The organism is Sphingobacterium pedocola, from assembly GCF_015209965.1.
Classification (GTDB): Bacteria; Bacteroidota; Bacteroidia; order Sphingobacteriales; family Sphingobacteriaceae; genus Sphingobacterium; species Sphingobacterium pedocola.
On the sequence record NZ_MU158690.1, the window covers coordinates 738,814 to 758,552 of the forward strand.

At 45.2% G+C, this 19,739-nt stretch carries 12 protein-coding genes; 10 read left to right on the plus strand and 2 right to left on the minus strand.

All coding sequences use genetic code 11. From position 1 onward, the window contains the following. Window positions 1–21: 21 nt before the first annotated feature. Complete coding sequence (locus C4F40_RS13260) at window positions 22–1,638, minus strand: family 43 glycosylhydrolase (protein WP_196939861.1); 1,617 nt, start codon at window positions 1,636–1,638, stop codon at window positions 22–24. Between the two features lie 237 nt (window positions 1,639–1,875). Between C4F40_RS13260 and C4F40_RS13265 the strand changes: the two genes are divergently transcribed. Next, a complete protein-coding gene (locus C4F40_RS13265) occupies window positions 1,876–4,317 on the plus strand; it encodes a glycoside hydrolase family 2 TIM barrel-domain containing protein (RefSeq protein WP_196939862.1) in 2,442 nt (813 codons plus the stop codon). Window positions 4,318–4,358: 41 nt separating this feature from the next. Here C4F40_RS13265 and C4F40_RS13270 read toward each other — a convergent pair whose 3' ends face one another. Continuing rightward, window positions 4,359–5,420 (minus strand): Mrp/NBP35 family ATP-binding protein, encoded by a 1,062-nt coding sequence (locus C4F40_RS13270; RefSeq protein WP_196939863.1) that lies wholly within the window; start codon window positions 5,418–5,420, stop codon window positions 4,359–4,361. Window positions 5,421–5,953: 533 nt separating this feature from the next. On the opposite strand from C4F40_RS13270, the gene C4F40_RS13275 reads away from it, so the two are divergent. The 9 genes from C4F40_RS13275 (at window position 5,954) to C4F40_RS13315 (ending at window position 19,706) form a co-directional block, all read left to right on the plus strand. Beyond that, window positions 5,954–9,217, plus strand: a complete 3,264-nt coding sequence (locus tag C4F40_RS13275) for a SusC/RagA family TonB-linked outer membrane protein (RefSeq protein ID WP_196939864.1) — start codon at window positions 5,954–5,956, stop codon at window positions 9,215–9,217. 12 nt (window positions 9,218–9,229) lie between these two features. Beyond that, window positions 9,230–10,681 carry a SusD/RagB family nutrient-binding outer membrane lipoprotein gene (locus tag C4F40_RS13280; RefSeq protein WP_196939865.1) on the plus strand — a complete coding sequence of 484 codons (1,452 nt, stop codon included), beginning with the start codon at window positions 9,230–9,232 and terminating at the stop codon, window positions 10,679–10,681. 250 nt (window positions 10,682–10,931) lie between these two features. Then, complete coding sequence (locus C4F40_RS13285) at window positions 10,932–11,390, plus strand: hypothetical protein (protein ID WP_196939866.1); 459 nt, start codon at window positions 10,932–10,934, stop codon at window positions 11,388–11,390. A 412-nt stretch (window positions 11,391–11,802) separates the two neighbouring features. Further along, a complete protein-coding gene (locus C4F40_RS13290) occupies window positions 11,803–12,552 on the plus strand; it encodes a hypothetical protein (RefSeq protein ID WP_196939867.1) in 750 nt (249 codons plus the stop codon). Window positions 12,553–12,608: 56 nt separating this feature from the next. Then, window positions 12,609–13,589, plus strand: coding sequence for a coiled-coil domain-containing protein (locus C4F40_RS13295; protein ID WP_196939868.1), 981 nt, complete (start codon window positions 12,609–12,611; stop codon window positions 13,587–13,589). An 18-nt stretch (window positions 13,590–13,607) separates the two neighbouring features. Then, window positions 13,608–15,356 (plus strand): preprotein translocase subunit SecD family protein, encoded by a 1,749-nt coding sequence (locus tag C4F40_RS13300; protein ID WP_196939869.1) that lies wholly within the window; start codon window positions 13,608–13,610, stop codon window positions 15,354–15,356. Then, the gene (locus tag C4F40_RS13305) at window positions 15,353–16,879 is read left to right on the plus strand and encodes an Hsp70 family protein (RefSeq protein ID WP_196939870.1); all 1,527 of its coding nucleotides are present in this window, start codon (window positions 15,353–15,355) and stop codon (window positions 16,877–16,879) included. The genes C4F40_RS13300 and C4F40_RS13305 overlap by 4 nt, the downstream gene beginning before the upstream one ends. A 72-nt stretch (window positions 16,880–16,951) precedes the next feature. Further along, on the plus strand, window positions 16,952–18,361 hold the full coding sequence (locus C4F40_RS13310; protein ID WP_196939871.1) for a WG repeat-containing protein: 1,410 nt from the start codon (window positions 16,952–16,954) through the stop codon (window positions 18,359–18,361). Between the two features lie 31 nt (window positions 18,362–18,392). Continuing rightward, entirely contained in the window at window positions 18,393–19,706 is a 1,314-nt protein-coding gene (locus C4F40_RS13315) for an OmpA family protein (RefSeq protein ID WP_196939872.1), read from the plus strand. The last annotated feature ends 33 nt before the right edge of the window (window positions 19,707–19,739 follow it).

Sequence of the window (19,739 nt, forward strand, 5' to 3'; positions counted from 1 at the left end):
TTTAAAGGGGGCTTTTAGGTATCAATAATCTTTAACCAGCGATATATCATCTACATAGCAAAATGCGCCGGCATTTCCTTCGGCCACAAAACCAATTTCAACACGCCCGTTTCTAACGGGTATCTTTTCGATTTCAACCAACGTCCACACCTCGTTCGGTTTAGATATCGATTTCTTTACGGTATCACCATTGCTTTCGGCATATATGTCCAATTGGGGAAAACCGTCGCTGTTTTTCAATTTCGCAGTTAAGGTGTAATAGCCGTCTTCCAATTTGACGTATGGACTGGATTCGATAGTTTGTACGATTTTGCGTTTAAAATTGACGACATCGCTAATCTGTAGGCTTTTCTCGCCGATCACGGTTTTTCGGTCCTGTTGTGTGTTGAAATAATTTAGGCTGGGGGATGTGGAGTCGCTGACAGATAAATTCGTGCCTTCGATGATCGTTGTCGCCCATCCCAGCAGCTGCTCTTGTACGGGTTTCGCAGGACTCGGAATCCGGCGTCGGTCGGCCTCAAAGCTTCCGTTCTTTACATAGTTATTGTCTTTTCCCACATGCCACTCGCCGGTCACTGGATTCAGGTTCCAGGCGCTAAGCGAATTGAAATAAGGGTTTGCGCCATCGAACGATAAGGGGCACCATTGGTTGTAGCCGAGCCCATTCCCGGCAAAATTAGCCCATCGGTCGCCGCAATAAATGACGGTCTCCTGCTTACTTCCCTTGACCTTGACAAAAAATCCGGTCTGCGTCACATGTGCATAGTCGGCTTCCGATCCGGGCAGGATCGACATCTCATTGGTCGGCGTGTAAGGGCCCCTGATATCATCCGCCACGAGGTAATAGGCATAGGAAGAATCCCAACCATACAAATTAGACGCGAACAGATAATATTTACCATTATACTTGAACATACAGTTACCTTCACGACCTGCGCCCTTAAAAATTTGGGTGCAATCCAACAAACCAATTTTTCCGTCTTTAACTCCTATCTCCGATATGAAAATTTTATGACGCCCCTTACCATAGGAATAAACGAGATAAGAGATCCCGGTATCCTCATCGGTAAATACGGTCTGATCTCCCGTATTGGACGTCCCGATCATCCCTTCCATGTTGATGCGTTGATGCCATGTAAAAGGGCCATTGGGACTGTCCGAAACCGTGACCAGTACCTCGGCGTTGTGCTGAATAAATAATGCATATTTGTTGATCTCTTTGACGTAGGCTACACCTAAGCGTCCGGCCCACCGGGTTCGATGTGGATGCTTGTCTGTTTCGTCCCGCGTAAGGGCATCGCCTTTTGATTCCCAGTTTACCAAATCGGTCGAGGTGTAACAGGTTACGGAAACAAAATTATCGCGAGGAGGGGTAACGGAGGGGTCTTTACGATATAAATCAGATTCCTTGTATTGTGCACCATACCAGTAATATTTCTCAACACCGTCTACCGGATCCTTAAAGGTGAAAATACCACCACCCTGGCTGTAGATGGGATGTCCGTCTTTCGTGTCCCAAAATACATCGTTTGTAATCGGTAGAAATCCTTTTGATGCCCTATCGGTCTGGCTTCTACTTGCGTTAAAGGTAAGCGATAATACGACCGAGAGAAGTAATGTTTTGAGAAGTGCGCGCATAAAACTAGATTTATTAAAGGTTTACTTAGGTCAAAAATAACGTATTAAGTCTCAGCGGGCAACATGCTCTTTCCTGTGTCATTTGCCTGAGCCATGCATTCGCGATTACGATTAATGCCGGGGCTTGACATTCAATGGAAAAGTGACTTGGAATAAGTAGAGGCGGATAGTGCAGGTTGCGAGCGTAAAGTGATATCTATATCTTTAAGGCTAGCCGATGTATATATGAATGGAATAATGAAAAAATCAATAGGCACACTGGTGTTTTTCTTCAGCTTTTCTTTGGTGTTTTGTCAAAGCCACAGTAGAACAGTCTACCATCTTACGGATGGATGGTCGTTCCATCGAGGGGATTTTGTTGGGGCGGAAAGTCCCTCGTTCGACGATGGCAATTGGAGTAGGGTACGTGTTCCGCACGATTGGGCCATATCTGGTCCATTTGATAAGGAGGTGGACAAGCAAATAGTCGCCATCGAACAAAACGGTGAGAAAGTGCCTACGGAAAAAACTGGCCGTACTGGTTCTTTACCCTACGTTGGTGTTGGATGGTATAGGACAGTCTTACCCCAAGCTGACCTGGATAACAAAAAGGCAATCCTCCTCTTTGAGGGTGCTATGAGTGAAGCGCAGGTCTTTATAAATGGTCAGAAAGTAGGTTTTTGGCCGTATGGCTATAACACGTTTCATTTCGATATAACAGCATATTTAAATCCGGATAGTCGTAATATCCTAGCAGTACGATTGGAAAATAGAGCGCTCTCTTCACGATGGTACCCCGGAGCTGGCCTATATCGCCCGGTAACACTGCAACTGTTAAATAAAGCCATATCCGTACCGATCTGGGGTACTACGGTAACGACGCCCGTAGTTTCGGAGGAATATGCACGCGTAAATGTAAAAACAAAAATAGATGGAGCAAAGGGGCGCAATCTTCGCGTAGTATCGGTTATTAACGATCTTAATGGTAGAGTAGTCGGCCAACAGGATAGAATGTTTAACAATATCCATCATTTTATTGAAGAAAATATTGAAATAGATCAGCCCAACCTGTGGTCCCCAGAAAGTCCGGCACTGTATTATGCCGTTACAAAAATATATGATGGTGAACGGTTGGTGGATGTGGATTCTGTTCGGTTTGGGATTCGGGAGGTACGGGTTACGCCAGAGGAAGGCTTTGTATTAAATGGTAAATCGAGAAAGATTAAAGGCGTGTGCCTTCACCATGATCTGGGGCCGTTAGGGGCAGCACTCAATAAAGCGGCACTCAGGCGCCAGCTGCAGCTGATGAAAGATATGGGTGCCGATGCAATCCGAACTGCACACAATATGCCTTCCAGTTGGCAAATGGATCTATGTGACGAAATGGGAATCATGGTCGTGGCAGAGAGTTTTGATGAATGGAACTATCCGAAGACAAAAAATGGGTACAATCTGTATTTCGACCAATGGGCAGAACGCGACCTGGTCAATTTGATTCGTTGCCATAGAAATCATCCGTCTATCGTGATGTGGAGTATTGGTAATGAAGTACCTGAGCAAGGTCGTGCAGATGGCGGGCGAATAGCCAAACGGCTTCAGGATATTTGCCATCGCGAGGATCCCACCCGACTTGTGACGGTCGGAATGGATCGCATCACGAATGCGATTGAAAACGGTTTTGCACCGCTTTTAGATATCCCTGGGCTGAACTATCGCACGCATCTTTATGAAAGCGCCTACAAAAAGCTGCCGCAGGGATTTATACTAGGCTCCGAAACAGCTTCTACAGTTAGTTCTCGAGGGGTGTATAAGTTCCCCGTTGTCGAAGGTAAGAATAAAACCTACCCAGACGGGCAGAGCTCTTCGTACGATCTGGAATATTGCAGCTGGTCCAATCTGCCAGAAGACGACTGGATTTTACAAGATGATATGGATTGGGTGATTGGTGAATTTGTATGGACAGGCTTTGATTACCTCGGAGAGCCTACTCCTTATGATGAGTATTGGCCTTCACGAAGTTCCTATTTTGGAATCTGCGACTTAGCAGGTATTCCAAAAGATCGTTATTACCTCTACCGTAGCCGTTGGAATACGCAAGAAAATACCCTACATCTTTTACCACACTGGAACTGGAAGGGCAAAGAGGGTGATACGATACCTGTGTATTGCTATACAAATCAACCCGAAGCTGAACTTTTTATAAACGGAAAAAGTCAGGGTAGACGGAAAAAAGATCCGTCCTCAAGGCTCGATCGATACCGTTTACGCTGGAATGACGTCATCTATGAAGCGGGTACCGTGAAGGTCGTAGCCTATAATAGTGACGGGGTAGCTGTAGAAGAAAAGGAAATGAAAACAGCAGGAAAACCAGCAGGCTTAAGGTTAACTCCGGACCGCCAAACCTTGTCTGCAAATGGTGAAGATCTGGTCTTTGTCACTGTTGAAGTCGTCGATAAGGAAGGAAACCTTTGCCCGACATCGGATACACCTCTCACGTTTGACGTTAATGGAGCGGGTCGCTTCAAGGCGGCATGCAATGGAGATGCGACATCTTTGGTTCAATTTCAGCAACCTAATATGCCTGTATTCAACGGAAAACTAGTGGTAATAATCGAATCCGGTGAGGTAGCAGGCGATATGGTATTGCGGGTTAAAGGAAAGGGAATAAAGACATCACTTCTGCGCCTAAACAGTCAATAAGGATTGACAGGTTATGCCGCAAGAGGTGATGAATTGTGCTTCTATCGCTTACTCGCCAGAATACTTATTTCCTGCGCCACTCTTCCAGCGATATCCAAGAAGTATTGTGCTACTGCATCGTCTGCATCTAGTAATATTGGGAAACCATTATCTCCGGCATCAGCAACAGATTTTACAAGGGGTATTTCACCTAAGAACGGCACATTGTTTTTTTCTGCGAGACGTTTACCGCCATCTTTTCCAAAGATGTAATATTTATTATCCGGTAATTCGGCAGGCGTAAAGTAAGACATGTTTTCTACAATACCCAAGATCGGAACATTGATGCCCTCCATCTGGTACATCGCCATACCTTTGATTGCGTCTGCTAAGGCGACATGTTGCGGCGTAGTCACGATGACTGCTCCGGAGATAGGGTAGGATTGCGATACCGTGATGTGAATGTCACCTGTGCCGGGAGGCATATCTACGATCAAGTAATCCAATTCACCCCAGTCTGAATCATTAAAGAGCTGTTTAATTGCTGAAGTAGCCATTGGCCCGCGCCATGGAATAGGCTGGTTTGGATCCGTAAAAAAGCCGATAGACAACAGTTTTAGCCCAAATTTCTCAATGGGTAATATTTTTGTTTTTCCATCCGCCGCTACAGCGGATTGTGGTTTAGCGCCTTCCAGTCCAAACATAATCGGCAGGGAAGGGCCATAAATATCGGCATCCAATAAACCCGTTTTAGCACCTTTTTCTGCTAGTGCTAAGGCTAGATTTGAAGCTACAGTTGATTTACCTACGCCACCTTTTCCCGAAGAGACCAATATAATGTTTTTGATTCCGGAGAGTTGATTGGCGTCGACACCCATCACCTTCGATGTCATGTTGATCTCTACTTCAAGGCTTTTATCCACGAATAAGGCAATTGCATTGCGGCAGGCATGTTCTATATGTCCTTTCATCGGACAAGCGGGTGTCGTCAATACGACGTCAAATTTGATTTTATTGGGAAGTATTTCGATATTCTGGATCATTTGAAGGGTTACCAGATCTTTTTTTAGATCGGGCTCTTCGACGTGACTAAGGGCGTGTAAAACTTGTTCTTTTGTAATCATATGATGTTGTCAAAACACAAATTTAAGTAAAGCAATACATAATCGTGTCATGCAGATGTTTTTAAGCAAATTGTGCTGTGATTTCCCTTTTAAACTTTCTCATTCATTGCGAGGCTGCGTGGGGCTGTGCGAGCAGAAGCAATCTTCGTCCAAATTTAGATTGCTTCGCTCCATTTCACCTCCTAATGCTCTTGCTCGCAAGGACGGCAGGTACTATTCTTTCTAAAAGCGAAATCCCTACTATTTTCTTTTTACGCTGTCACGCTACTCGATCGTAAGACTAGCGGTGCTCTTTTTATTAGGCCCTTTGTCAAAAATGAACGTAAGTTTGCGCTAGTTCCTCCAGATTAAATGAAAAACTTATCTGTTCAATAACGCAACAATCGGCATGGTGTGCGCGATTCTGAAAATATATCCAATATGATTAATTATGTTTTGGTAATATCAAATTAACCTAGATTTAACCTTTCGTATTTAGCTTTGTGGACTTTTAATGCGGTAAATGACCGTCTCACATTGTTTATTATGAAAATATGAAGAAGACTAAAATCACCATTACCCGCGGTACAGTTAGATTGGGAAGTGCATTCCTTCTATTAGCCGGTCTCGGTTTTGTGCCTGTTTTTGCAAATTCTTATTCGTTATTACCTACTGCCTCCGCAGAAGTAACACAACAAAAGATAACAATTGCTGGGTTTGTACTGGATGACGATACGCGGTCGCCATTGTCGGGGGTAACCATCCAAATGGAAGGTAAGACCTTAGGTACGACGGATGCACAAGGAAAATTCCAAATTCAGGCCGAACCCGGAAAAGAGGTGACGTTTCTAAGCCTTGGTTATCAATCGGGAGTAAGCAAATGGACGCAAGCAGCGACTAATGTAAGCATCGCTTTGCATGCGATCGATCAGGAAATATCCGAAGTGATCGTAACCGCATTGGGTATTAAAAGAGAGGAAAAATCGCTGGGCTATGCCATAGGAAGAATCAGCGGGGAACAAATGACCGACGCGGTACCGAATAATTGGGTCGACGCCATGAAAGGCAAGGTGGCAGGTTTAAACATAACCCAAGCGAGTTCTGGGCCATTAAATACAGCACGTATCAACCTGCGTGGGGATCGTTCGCTAAATATGGAGAACAATGAGGCGCTAATTGTTGTAGACGGTATCCCGCTTGTCAACGGAAAATTCACTTCAGGTGTCACAGATGCGTACGGTGCGGGTACCAGTGGGCTAGATAAAGATATTCCTGTTGACTTCGGAAATGGCTTGGGTGACATCAATCCGGATGATATTGAGTCGATTTCGGTATTGAAAGGTGCAGCCGCAACGGCATTATATGGTAGTCGTGCAGGGAATGGCGCATTAATTATTACAACAAAGTCTGGTAACCGGAGCAAGAATGGCATCGGTGTAACGGTCAATTCGAACAGCAGTTTTCAGAATGTGCTTAAATGGCCCGATATCCAGTATGAATATGGTCAGGGCAACTTAAACCGTAACGCGGATGGTGAGCTCTATTATTCGTACGGATTAACGGAAGATGGTCCGAATACTGGTTCGACCTCCAGTGCTTGGGGGCCGAAGTTTGATGGACAGATGTACTTTCAATATGACCCGAAACTAGAAGCGGTTGGTACGGAACGTACGCCTTGGGTACCTTATAAAGACGGCATCAAAGGCTTTTTTAGAACTGGATCTACGTTTATTAATAGTGTAGCTTTTGACGGAGGTACGGATAACTTTACGGCAAGAACATCGATCACCCATACGAAAAACGAATGGATTATGCCCAATACGGGTTTCGAACGCTTGGTAGCCTCTTTTAACAGTTCGGCTAATCTTAGTAATAAACTTAAGGTGAATTTTAAGGCCAACTATACCAACAAATCGAGCGATAACCTGCCGGGAACAGGATACAATAATCAGTCTATCGCCTACTTCATGATTTTTCAAAATCCGAGTATCGACCTAAACTGGTACCGCCCGATGTGGAAACAGGGGGAAGAGCAATTGAAACAGATCCACCCTTTCAGTTCCTATATCGAAAACCCCTTTGTTATCGCACACGAAATGACGAATAGTCTGGCAGCAAATAGCCTGGACGGAATGCTTCAGGGGGTATACACCTTCAATCCAAAATGGGAATTGATGCTCCGCTCCGGACTAAACATGAATTACAACAGGCGGGAACAAAGACGGCCTTGGGATACAGCTAATTTCCCAACGGGTTATTATAAGCAGCAGGACTTGTTTTTCATGGAGTCTAATACAGACGCACTATTAACCTATAATTCGGCATTGAACGACGACTTTTTAATTCGCGTTTCAGCAGGGGGAAATGTGATGAAGAACCATTCTAAGGAAGATATAGGTGTAGCGCGTGGTTTAACCCTGCCGGGTATTTACAAATTAAACAACGCGATGACGAATGCACTAGCGGAAAACGAATTGATTGAGAGCGAGATTCAAAGTGTATTTGGATTAGTAAACCTATCCTGGAAAGACAAGATATTTGTGGATGTAACGGGGCGGAACGATTGGACATCTTCTTTACCTTCCGAAAACCGTTCTTTTTTCTACCCTTCGGTAAGCAGTAGTGTCATTCTGAGTGAGCTCATGCCGATGCCAAGCCAGATTTCTTTTGCCAAACTGCGTCTTTCTTATGCGCGCGTAGGCCTAGGCACGCTTCCCTATCGAACAGGTAAATACTACCAATCATCGGCCTTTCCAGGTTCTGCAGAGGCGAATAATACGTTACATAATGCCAACTTAGTGCCAGAAATGACCAACTCGACGGAAGCAGGGATAAATGTTGCCTTATTTAATAGCAGGTTAACAGCTGATGTCAACTACTATTACAACCGATCGAATAATCAGATCCTTAGTGTACCACTAGATGTGACCACCGGATACAACCGGGCGTTTATCAATGGTGGTTTAATTAGCAACCAGGGTTGGGAAATCAGTTTATCAGGTACGCCGATACGCAATGGAAATTTTCAATGGAATTCTAGCATCAATTGGGCAACCAATAAGAATGAGATCCTTTCGCTAAGTAAGGGTGTTGATACACCGCAGGAAGTAATCAATTCCAGTGGATCCGGTGCTGCACAAATTATCGCTACTGTGGGCGGTTCTACCGGCGATTTATGGGGGTATGGTCTGGTGCGCAATGACAATGGAGATGTACTTATCGACGGTTCGACCGGGTTAGCTGTAAGACCTCAAGACAAAACCAAAATCGGCAACGTATATGCCGATTGGCGAGGTGGGTTTCATAACGAATTTCGGTACAAGAATATTTCATTAAGCGCGTTGTTAGATGGGCAATACGGTGGTCTGATCTACTCACAAACACACCATAAAATGACAGAACAAGGTAAGCTAGCCCATACGTTAAAAGGTCGGGAAACCGGTCTGATTGTTGGCGAAGGAGTTGTTGACAACGGAGATGGTACGTTTAGCCCCAATACCAAGGAAGTTCCCATTAACACCTGGTACGGTGATTATTATCGTAGGGCAAACGTAGAGACAAATTCTTTTGATGCCTCTTATTTGAAATTAAGAGAAGTGCGCTTTGAGATAGGACTGCCTAAGGCATTGGCCGCGCGATGGAAGATGAATAGTGCATCGGTAGCGCTATTTGGCCGTGATCTGTTCATGATATCAGATTTTCCAATGTACGACCCAGAAACCGCGGCATTAAATGGTGCTAGCATCATGCCGGGCGTCGAGATGGGTCAGATGCCGAGCACGAAAACTTTCGGAATAAATTTTAGAGCTAATTTTTAATTAAGAAACATCATGACAATTAAATATACGCGCATAGCACTCATAGTCGCAGTTCTCTTAGGTTTAGGTAGCTGCACAAAAGGATTCGATGAGTTGAATACGAATCCCAATGATATTGAGAAGGTAACGCCAGGGTCTTTACTTACGCCGACCGTTTATCGCATGTCTACCTATTTCACCGTACGTAGTAACGATTTTACCTGGGAAATCATGCAGACCGGTCTTTCAAACCCGAGCGTCGCAAATGGCGTACACCGCTATTACTTTACGGAGCAATCGGGTGATGGAACCTGGAATGCATGTTACAGTTATTTGCGGAATATCCAAGAAATGGAGGACGCCGCTATCGCTTATCAAAAGCCCGTATACCAAGGGGTAGCGGCGACGCTAAGGGCTTTTGTAGCTGGTATTTTGACGGATAGCTTCGGTGACGTTCCGCTTTCGGAAGCCATACAAGCCGAAGGGGGGATTACGCAGCCCAAATTTGATACGCAGGAAGAAATCTACAATGCGATGGTCGCTGCTTTGGAAGAAGCAAATGAATTTTATAATTCGGACTCCCAGATGGATGGAAACGATCTGCTTTATAGTAACGATAAATCAAAGTGGCAGAAGTTTAATAATTCTTTATTGTTGCGCTACTACTTAAGACAGTCTAAGCGTATCAATGCTTATGAAAAGATTAAGAATATTTTAGACAACCCGACGACGTATCCGATTTTTACCAACAATGCAGATGCAGCAATCGTATCCATCTCAGGTCTGTCGCCCTATGATTATGCTTGGGGGCGCCGCCAGGATTATGTCAACTTTACCGCGATGGCGGAATTTTTCGTGGATAATCTGAACGAGCTGGATGATCCGCGTCGACCGTTTATCATGACAGAGGCAACTGAACTGGTTGGTGGAGCGCATGTCTCCATTGGGTATAAAGGTATCCCTGCCGGACATTCGGGCGATTTATCCGCATATAATTTTAGCCCTAGTACACCTAATGGCGACTTAATGTTCCCAAGTACTGTTGGTACGCCCATTCACGAAGTTTTGATGCCTTTTTCGGAAGTTGAATTTATCAAAGCAGAAGCCTATTTGGGGTTGGGCATGGACGATGCTGCTAAAGCCGCTTACGAAAGTGGTGTGAAAGCCTCCGTTGAACAGTATGGTGGTACATTGCCAGCAACTTATCTTAGTAATCCCGCAGCGCAGTTTGACGGTACACTGGAACGCATCATGTTACAAAAATATCTTGGCCTGTTTATGGTGGATTATCAACAATGGTTTGAATATCGGAGAACAGGCTATCCTGAATTGCCAAAAACCCCCTATATGTTTTATGACGGGGAGATGCCTACACGTTTTATGTACAAAGACGAGGCACGTCGCTTTAATCCGGATAACTATACCAAAGCAGTAGAACAGATGGGAGGTGACGATTTCCATACCAAAGTTTGGTGGGAGAAATAATATTCCTTTACTAGGTTCTCATAAGTATGAAACAGGGGCTTTCTTTGGAAGGTTCCTGTTTCATTTTTTATAATGCAACAAAGAAAGGTTGGATATGCTCGCCTGCTTTTAATCTTCGGACTATGCCAACTTTTAATCAGTTTTGTACTTCTAATAGTTCAAAATTAACCGTGTCAAAACCGGAAGGTGTTCTCGGCCTTGTTAAATTTTCTTATCTTAGTATGGATATCATTTAAATAATTTACCCGTTATGAAGTTTGCTGATTCGTTTATTTTTACATTGTTCACCACCTGTATCCTTACATTTTCTACAATAACTGTGTCGGCACAACAGGCAAGTCGATCGAAGGTTATTGATCTCCCTGCAGATGCGGCCTTCGATCAGCTCGCTTCATCGCTCCATAATAAGGGGTATTTTCTTGCCAACGTCGACCGTTCCTCGGGATTTATACAGGTGCAGATCGTAACGAAGTATAAAAAGAAGATGCTATCCGCCAAAAGCGGTGCTCGACGGACACTCAATTTTCTGGTGAAGCCAAATGGAAAGGCAAAGGCACAAATTGACCTAAATATTTTTCTGGAAGAAAGATTCTTTGGAGGTGATATCCATAACCGAACATTTTACTACGCGGAGAGGGAACTTTTGGAGGACCCTAAGGAATACCAACGAGCATGGGAGCAATTGGCCGAGAGTATCACCTTCAATTGAGGGATGACATCGTAAATGTTTTTGAGTTCTGAAAGTCCGTCGTAAATAGAATTGCCGTGACGAAGATTATTTGTCTTAGCCGAGTGACTTACGCATGATTCGCCTGCTTACATGATGGCTTGCGGGATACTTAGTACGCTTGACAACACAGCAACGTCTGTATGATTTTTAGTCAGTACACCGATTTCCTAGTCGCGTTAGTCGCGAAAAAATACCCCTTTTGGGGTATTTGACATCTCTTAATTATTGGATATCTTTATAACAGTGATTATTTATAACCAATAACGATTAAACTATTGAACTGGCCAGAAGTCAATATGACATCTAACCATGGATGAATGAAATAATAATGATTAACCGATAAAGCTTTGTTCTAAGAATCCAAACGAAGCCTTTATGAAAAAAAGAGAACATGAACGCTTTACCCCTATCAAAAAAAATAAGTGAAGATAATATCTTCAGCCAGTTGAATCTACCACTATCCAGCAAATGGCCCGACATCAAAAAGGCGTATGAAGGTCAAACAAAAGCGTTAATGGCGGAGGCCGGTGTAACGCGAGATAGCATACAAAAAGCGCAGTGCGAACAGAAACTGAAGCGCCTAGAAATGACCTACCAATCGTTTTCTCGGCAATTGAGTGAAGAAAATGCCAAAGTTCATCAAACCAAAGAGGCATTGAAATCTGTAGGGCTTTCTGAAACAGCAGATTGGGACAAAGTCGCGAAACGCTTCGACGATCTACGCCAAAACAATCCCGAGCAAGCTGTCAGTCTGCAACCCAAAATAGACACATTGCAAAAAAATAAAACGTTTCTGGAACGAAACTCAAAACTAGGAAATCGTACGCTCTTGACCGCGGCCTTAGTACTGAGCACGGTAGGCGTGTCATGGGCAGCCTATGCGCATTTGAGTCAAGAAGAAAAAGAAACTGTACTGGAAGCGGTTGAACAGGAAAGCGTAGCGGATGCATCTACCGAATCGGGAACCGTTTTAAACGAGACCCCATTATTAGATGACGCTGCATTAGAACAATACGTCCTCGACAATACGTCGGTGGAGGATGAAATGCTGTCGCTATTGGGAATATTGCCTTCACCTGCTATTTCGCTCTCCTTACACTATAAAATGCAAGTATTTTCGTCATTGGTGAAATCTGTATAAAAAAACAGGACTAACTGAACTAACTCTATTATTATATCACAAAAATATGCTCTATTATGGACTACACAGCAGATCAATTAAACGACATTCTATCCACTGCCGGCGGTACGTTAGATGAACTCATCGAAAAATCTTCGACCGCGCAGGGGCTTACCGAAGAAATCACTGCCCAGCATCAACAGGCTCAAGAAACGGCGCAGCAACTAGAAGCTTTTGCGTCTGATGCCCAACAAAGTCAGGCGCAGGTCTCCGCTCTGCGTGATGAAACTTCTGCCCTACGCGATGAATCTACGGCGCTCCGGGACGAATCCACTGCCCTACGCGATGAATCCACGGTGCTAAGGGATGAGTCGACTGCCCTACGCGATGAATCTACGGCGCTCCGGGACGAATCCACTGCCCTACGCGATGAATCCACGGTGCTAAGGGATGAGTCGACTGCCTTACGCGATGAATCTACGGTACTAAGAGACGAGTCGATGGTACTACGTGACGAATCTACGGTACTAAGAGACGAGTCGACGGTACTACGTGACGAATCTACGGTACTAAGGGATGAGTCGACGGTACTACGCGATGAATCTACGGTGCTAAGAGACGAGTCGACGGTACTACGTGATGAATCTACGGTGCTAAGAGACGAGTCGACCGTACTACGTGACGAATCTACGGTGCTAAGAGACGAGTCGACCGTACTACGTGAYGAATCTACGGTGCTAAGRGATGAGTCTACAACCTTACGCGATGAATCTACAGCATTAAGAGATGAGAACCAACAGCTACGCGATGAGTCGGATACGTTAAGACAGGAAATTGACGTGCTGAAACAAGAATCCGAAAGCCTCAAGAGTGAAATACAGCGTTTGCAAAGCGATGCCGAAAGTCTGGTGTCTGAAATCAACGGTAGCAAAAGCGAAGTAGAGAGTGTAAAAAGTGAGGTGGAATCCATTCGCTCCGATGCGCAAAGCCTACTTTCGGAGATCGAGTCCATTCGTTCCTCGGCCTCTTCGGCAGGTGGAAGCAGTTTTATGTTTTAATCGAATTAACACGAAGTTTTGGCAGTATCAACTATTTTTTCAGATCGCTTCCACAAAGCAACACAGGGACTGCAGGACTTGATGGACAGCTACCCCGGTATGGAGATGGGACACCATTTGAGTGGTCATCTCCAGCTCTTACAAAAGCAGTCGTCGCCGCTTTTCGAATACCCAATTGAGCTCCTTTTACTTGATATGCCTAAAGAAGAACAGCTTTATCGGCTTTTGGATTTTTTAGAGATAACGCCCGAAGATGGTAAGAATCTACCGATGCAGCTGAACGATTCGACGCATCGTTTTCAGTTCCATCACGAGCTCCATGGCGAAAGGGCGCATTACCGCATCTCGGTATACAGCTCGGCACACCTTCCTATAAGAAGTACCGCTAATCTTGCTCCATGCCTAAAGATCGTTTGTTGGTTTTCTTCGGAGCCACCCGCAGCAGAGGAGATCGAACCCATCCTCCTGCGCCTGGATGCTGAAGGTGGCGTAGTGTTTTTTTTGAACAGTGCCGACACCGACTTTATGCAGGGATTTCCAAAACTGAAGGTTTTGCCCTTGCGTGCTGACCAACTTCCGGACAAGCTATCACTGCTGCTCGAGTCTGACAGAATCAAAGCTATGCTTCCACTCGCGCATTCCATGCGGCTTGTGCAGGGACTGGAAAAAGTTTCGGAATCTTTCTATCAATTTATTGCGCAACAGGAAAAGGATATCAAAACGAAAAAGTTTAATGCCCAGCAAGATATTAATACCGTTAAGCAGGAAGAAAAGCTTAATCTTCGGGATCTATTCCAGCAGCTTAAGGGGGGGCTTCAACGTGATTTTTCAGAGTGTGAGCGGGGTATTCAAGATCAGTTAGTCCGGCTTGGCCAACGTCATGTCTCCAATTCGCTGATGGCACAGGTGGAATCGCTAGTACAGCAAATCGACCATCTTCAGGAAGAAAATTTTGCCGGGAATATCCGCATGACCCTACCTACAGGTACGTTGGATATCCTCCCGCACACGGTCTTTCAGGGCTTGCGCGCACAGGTCGAACAAGACGTTTTCGCGTTCAAAGAGTTTGTTAAACAAGAAGGTAACGATCTGAAAGAAAAGTTAAAGGAACATCATATCCCATTTTCTTATACGCCCCACTTAAAGATTAACCCGTCCCGACTGGAAGCCAATATTGCGGAGTATGTACAGTTTACACAGAAGTATGAAGTCGAGAAGAAACAACTGCAATTCTCTGATTATATGCGAGCGGCCACTGCTCCGTTCATGGGGGTCATGTCTATTTTTTTAATTTCCCGTTTTATCCCTCCTTTACGAAAACTGAATGAATACATGTGGCTAATCGGTCTTATTTTGATCCCCATAGCCATATATAGTTTTTATATGTTTATAAAAAATACCAAAGCCCGTAAAGCCCATGACTACGATACTGAGCTAAACCGCATGCGCGAGAATTTGCTTAACGAGTCGAGAGGTATGATACGCAAGGTAACGGACGAGTGGCAACGGGAAATCATCGGAGCCCTACGTGAGGAACTGAACCAGATGGTCAACACGCTGGAACAGATCTTTACCCAGGCAACCGAACAGCACAAGGACAAGATGCAACACGCCCAACGCTCCGTACAACGCCGTGTCCAAGGACTGGAACAACGGGAACGTAGCCATCAGGGGGTATTAAAAAATAAAGAAACTTACGATCGCTCCCTCGCCCAGTTCAAGGGCGAGTTGACAAACCAATACCAACAACAGCTGCAGCAATTATGATTATCGGAATTGATTTAGGTACTACCTATTCGCTCGGAGCGACACTCAATCTAGACCACCAGCCGGTATTGCTGCCCGACAATTCCGACAAGAATGTGTTGTACACGCCTAGTATTTTGCATATTAACGGCAATAACGCATTTGTAGGCCAATCGGTCATGCACATGTTGGAACAGAATCCCGACCTAGGTGTCGTCCGCTTCTTTAAACGTTATCTGGGCGACAATAAGGAGCTGCATATGGATGGTATGGGCGACGTATGGTATCCAGAAAGTATCGCTGCTCTGGTACTCAAAAAAATAAAGTATGATGCCGAGATTTATGCTTCCAATACCGTAGAAGGCGCGGTGATTACTATTCCGGCACATTTCAGCGATGCGCAACGTAAATCGGTTCTGCATGCGGCCGCCATGATAGATCTACCTGTGTTGGGACTGGTCGAAGAGCCCGTGGCAGCAGCAATGCATTACGGTATCAGCAACAAAGCCGTAGAGCAGAATATACTTGTATATGATCTTGGCGGAGGAACTTTCGATTCAACCGTCCTCAGTATGAGCGACCGTAGTTTTTATGTGCTTAGCAAGGACGGACTGACAGACCTCGGGGGAAAGGAATTTGATGAGGCCATCGCTGGGATTATCCACGAACAGTTTGAAAGATCTTCGGGAAAAGCCTTAGTCTTCACCGGACGTAAGCTGCAGCAGCTTCGCGTATTCTCCGAAGAGGTAAAGATAGAATTATCCTGTCCGGGTGTGCAATATGTCAACCGGATGTGCTTATTAGGCGATGATAATATCGAGGTTTTCATCTCACGTAAAGAGTTCGAACGTGCCATCACACCCTACATTGATCGCACCCTCAAAATCCTTAAACGCTGTATTTCGTCTGCCAACCTGAGAGAGGAAGATATTGATGTCCTATTGTTGGTGGGGGGCTCGTCAATGGTGCCTTTTGTACAGCAACATATCAAAGCCACCATACCCAAACTAGCAGACAAAATCCGTTTTCAGGATCCAATGAAAGCGGTGGTGTATGGCGCTGCGATCTACGCACGGATGCTTTCTGGCAAAGACCAGCCCGGCAGTATAGAGATGCCCTCTGAACTCAAAGGTGTAACGGGGTACAACTTGGCGGTACGTGCCGTGGATACCGAAAGTGGACGCACCATTTTGGATATTATCATTCCGAAAAACAGACCTGTTCCGCTCAAAGTAAAAAAGACGTATTATACCGCCCCAAACAATGGTGGCAAAATGCGAATTGAGCTGGCGCAATTCATCGAAGAGGATGATATCAAAACTATGGGTGTACTCAATGTCGGACCGTTGCCCAGTAATGAGGCCAATTACCCAATCGAAATCACGCTCGAATATACCGAAGACAATGTTGTAGTGCTACAAGCCTATGATCCCCGCAGCGGGCGCGAACTGGAAAAGACATTTGGAAAAGAAGGTATGGGTGCTACTTACCTTGCCGCACAGAAAAAATTAGTACAAAAGGCATTTATCAATAATGTGATTTAATGGTTAGTGGTTAATGGTAACAAACTATGCAGAAGTCTAAATACTAATATCTAAATACTAAGTACTAGTAAGATGAATAAAGAACAAGCATACGAACGATTAGAACTGCCGGTGGGTACCGACCTGCAAACGGTACGTAAGAAATTTGCAGAGATGCACAACGATTACCGCATGCGGATCGAAAATGCGCCCACCCCGCGATTAAAACAGACCTTCGAACGCGGTTTGGAAGAACTTAAAGAAGCTTACGCCCTGTTAAATGAAAGTGAGCGCATGGATGATGTTGCTGAACTCCCGCGGACGGAAAGAAGTTTTGAGCAAGAGGAAGCGGTCGAAAAGAAAGCTGCTACTGCAAGTTTAAAAATGGACTTGCCGCAGGCACCTGCTGCCACCGATAAGCCAAAGCAGCCGATCTGGGCGTATGTCCTTATCGGTGCATTGCTAGTGGCCGCTATGGGCTATTTCCTGCTCCGACCCGATGCTGCACAAAACGTGTCTTCGACCGATTCCTTCACTGCCGCGAAAGATTCCACGGCATGGGAAGCTGCATTAGCAGGCCACAGCACCGCTACCTACCAGCATTACTTAAGTAGCTATCCAGACGGAATATTCGCCGCAGTAGCCAAGGACTCGCTGGCGAAGCGCAATGATGCCCCCTCTTCCGAGAACACCGCGGTAGAGCTAGCCATCACAACGGTACAGCAAACTGATCAGGTCGATACCGAAGCCACACGCCGCCTTGCTGAGCAGCAGAAGAAACGTATCGCAGAACTGGAGCAACAAAACCGGGAACAAACAGTAGCACAAGATGCCGATGTTGACCTTCCTGCGGGCGCTAATACAAACTGGAGAAGTAAGTATGATAAGATCTATGAATTCTATGACGGTCTTGCGCGTGCAGGGTTAAACGATAAATGGGGTTTTGTAGACAAAAATGGTCGTGAGATTACCCCGATAAAGTTTCAGTCTGTGGGAGATTTCAGAAGCGGACTCGCGAGAGTAAAACTAAACGAAAAGTGGGGATTCATAGACAAAATAGGTGGAAACGTTGTTTCGCCGAAATATGAGTTTGCGGATGGGTTCAGGGAAGGATTCGCAAGAGTCCAATTAAACAAAGTATGGGGCTATATTGATAAAACGGGTCGGGAGATTATCTATCCAAAGTATGAATTTGCAGAAAACTTCTCCGAGGGGCTTGCTGCCGTCTCCCCAAATCAAAAAGCACAATGGGGCTTTATAGACAATGCCGACCGCGAAGTCATACCTCTAAAATATGACTTCGCAAGAAGTTTCTCCGAAGGTCTCGCGGCTGTAAAACTAAATGGCAAATGGGGTTTTATTGATAAAACAGGCCGAGTAGTCATCCCATTAAAATATCGTAGCGCACTTCCGTTCTACAAAGGGCGAGGAAAGGTAGAATTAGACGGCAAAGAGTTTTTTATCAACAGACAAGACGAATGCGTTGCGGACTGTCCGGATTAAATCCCATTACTCACTACCATACTAAAATAGGATGACAAAAGAACAAGCATACGAACGGCTCGAACTACCGGTAGGCACCGACCTGCAAACGGTACGTAGAAGATTTGCGGAGATGCACAACGATTACCGCATGCGGATCGAAAATGCGCCCACCCCGCGATTGAAACAGACGTTCGAACGCGGTTTGGAAGAACTCAAAGAAGCTTACGCCCTGCTCAACGAGAGTAATGGGATGGATGATACGGCAACGTTGCCCCGAACAGGGGAAATCTTTACGAAGTTGGAGGGTAACAGCCCTAATAATATAGAACAGCTCCTTACTATTTTCGGTCTGACGGTTGAGCACAATCCGAAAGTAATTCACGATACGATACAGTCTCACCTGGAAGAGCTGTATACGCAATATCAGACCATCCGTATCCCAGCAGCAAAACAACTTTACCAAGAAGAGATCCAAAAGGCGGAAACCGCTAAACAGGATATCAATACCTGGCTTACGGGAAAGCTCGAACAACAAACGCAGGAGGTAGGCGAGCGCGCGACCGAATCGCTCATCACAGCTCATCAGTACGAATCTGTAGCAGATCCGGAACAACCGTCCGTTCCGTATCCACAGAAGAAAGGTAACGGCATGCGCTGGGGGCTCGTCGTCATTCTACTCGTGGTTATTGGCGGAATCTACTATTTACTGCAAAAGACAAACGGCGATGTTACTGCGCAACGGTCCATTGTGGCTCCGGATTCCATCAGCATTGAAGCGATCCGCGACTCCACTGCCTGGCAGACCGCAACCGCAGCAAACCATATCGCTGCATATGAGCACTACATCAATACACACAGCGAGGGGGGCTTTCGAGACCAAGCACAACAAGCGATTACAGCCCTGCAAAAAGAACACGACGAAAAAACAGCCGAGGAAGTCCGCAGGAAACAGGAAGCAGCAGCGAAATTGACGAACCAAGAAAACACCAAGAAGAATAACACTGAAGTCCAACCGGTAAGTCTAATAGACGATCCTGCCAGAGAAATCAATAAGCTTGCATCTGAAATATCTTTTCAGTACGACAGCAGCGTACTGACCACTGGCAGTCATGCTGTATTAGACAAGATCGCAAGCTATATGCGCGAGCAGCAGCAATCATACGATATGATTGTACATTTATATGAAGGTGCGTCGGAAGCATACACCATGAAGTTGGCAAAAGACAAAGGAGATGCGCTAAAGCGGTACCTAATTAATAGTGGAATAGCGGCTAACCGATTGAACCTTATCGCCTACGGAAACAGTCAATATAAATGGAAAGGCGACATGCACCGGTTTCTGTTGGAGATCAAAGTAAAATAGATGTTGTACTGAAAACAAGACAAATGCAAAAAT

Bases quoted from the DNA above. Each gene is read 5' to 3' on its own strand.
- C4F40_RS13260 (WP_196939861.1), bottom strand. From the start codon at position 1,638: ATGCGCGCACTTCTCAAAACATTACTTCTCTCGGTCGTATTATCGCTT.
- C4F40_RS13265 (WP_196939862.1), top strand. From the start codon at position 1,876: ATGAAAAAATCAATAGGCACACTGGTGTTTTTCTTCAGCTTTTCTTTG.
- C4F40_RS13270 (WP_196939863.1), bottom strand. From the start codon at position 5,420: ATGATTACAAAAGAACAAGTTTTACACGCCCTTAGTCACGTCGAAGAG.
- C4F40_RS13275 (WP_196939864.1), top strand. From the start codon at position 5,954: ATGAAGAAGACTAAAATCACCATTACCCGCGGTACAGTTAGATTGGGA.
- C4F40_RS13280 (WP_196939865.1), top strand. From the start codon at position 9,230: ATGACAATTAAATATACGCGCATAGCACTCATAGTCGCAGTTCTCTTA.
- C4F40_RS13285 (WP_196939866.1), top strand. From the start codon at position 10,932: ATGAAGTTTGCTGATTCGTTTATTTTTACATTGTTCACCACCTGTATC.
- C4F40_RS13290 (WP_196939867.1), top strand. From the start codon at position 11,803: ATGAACGCTTTACCCCTATCAAAAAAAATAAGTGAAGATAATATCTTC.
- C4F40_RS13305 (WP_196939870.1), top strand. From the start codon at position 15,353: ATGATTATCGGAATTGATTTAGGTACTACCTATTCGCTCGGAGCGACA.
- C4F40_RS13310 (WP_196939871.1), top strand. From the start codon at position 16,952: ATGAATAAAGAACAAGCATACGAACGATTAGAACTGCCGGTGGGTACC.
- C4F40_RS13315 (WP_196939872.1), top strand. From the start codon at position 18,393: ATGACAAAAGAACAAGCATACGAACGGCTCGAACTACCGGTAGGCACC.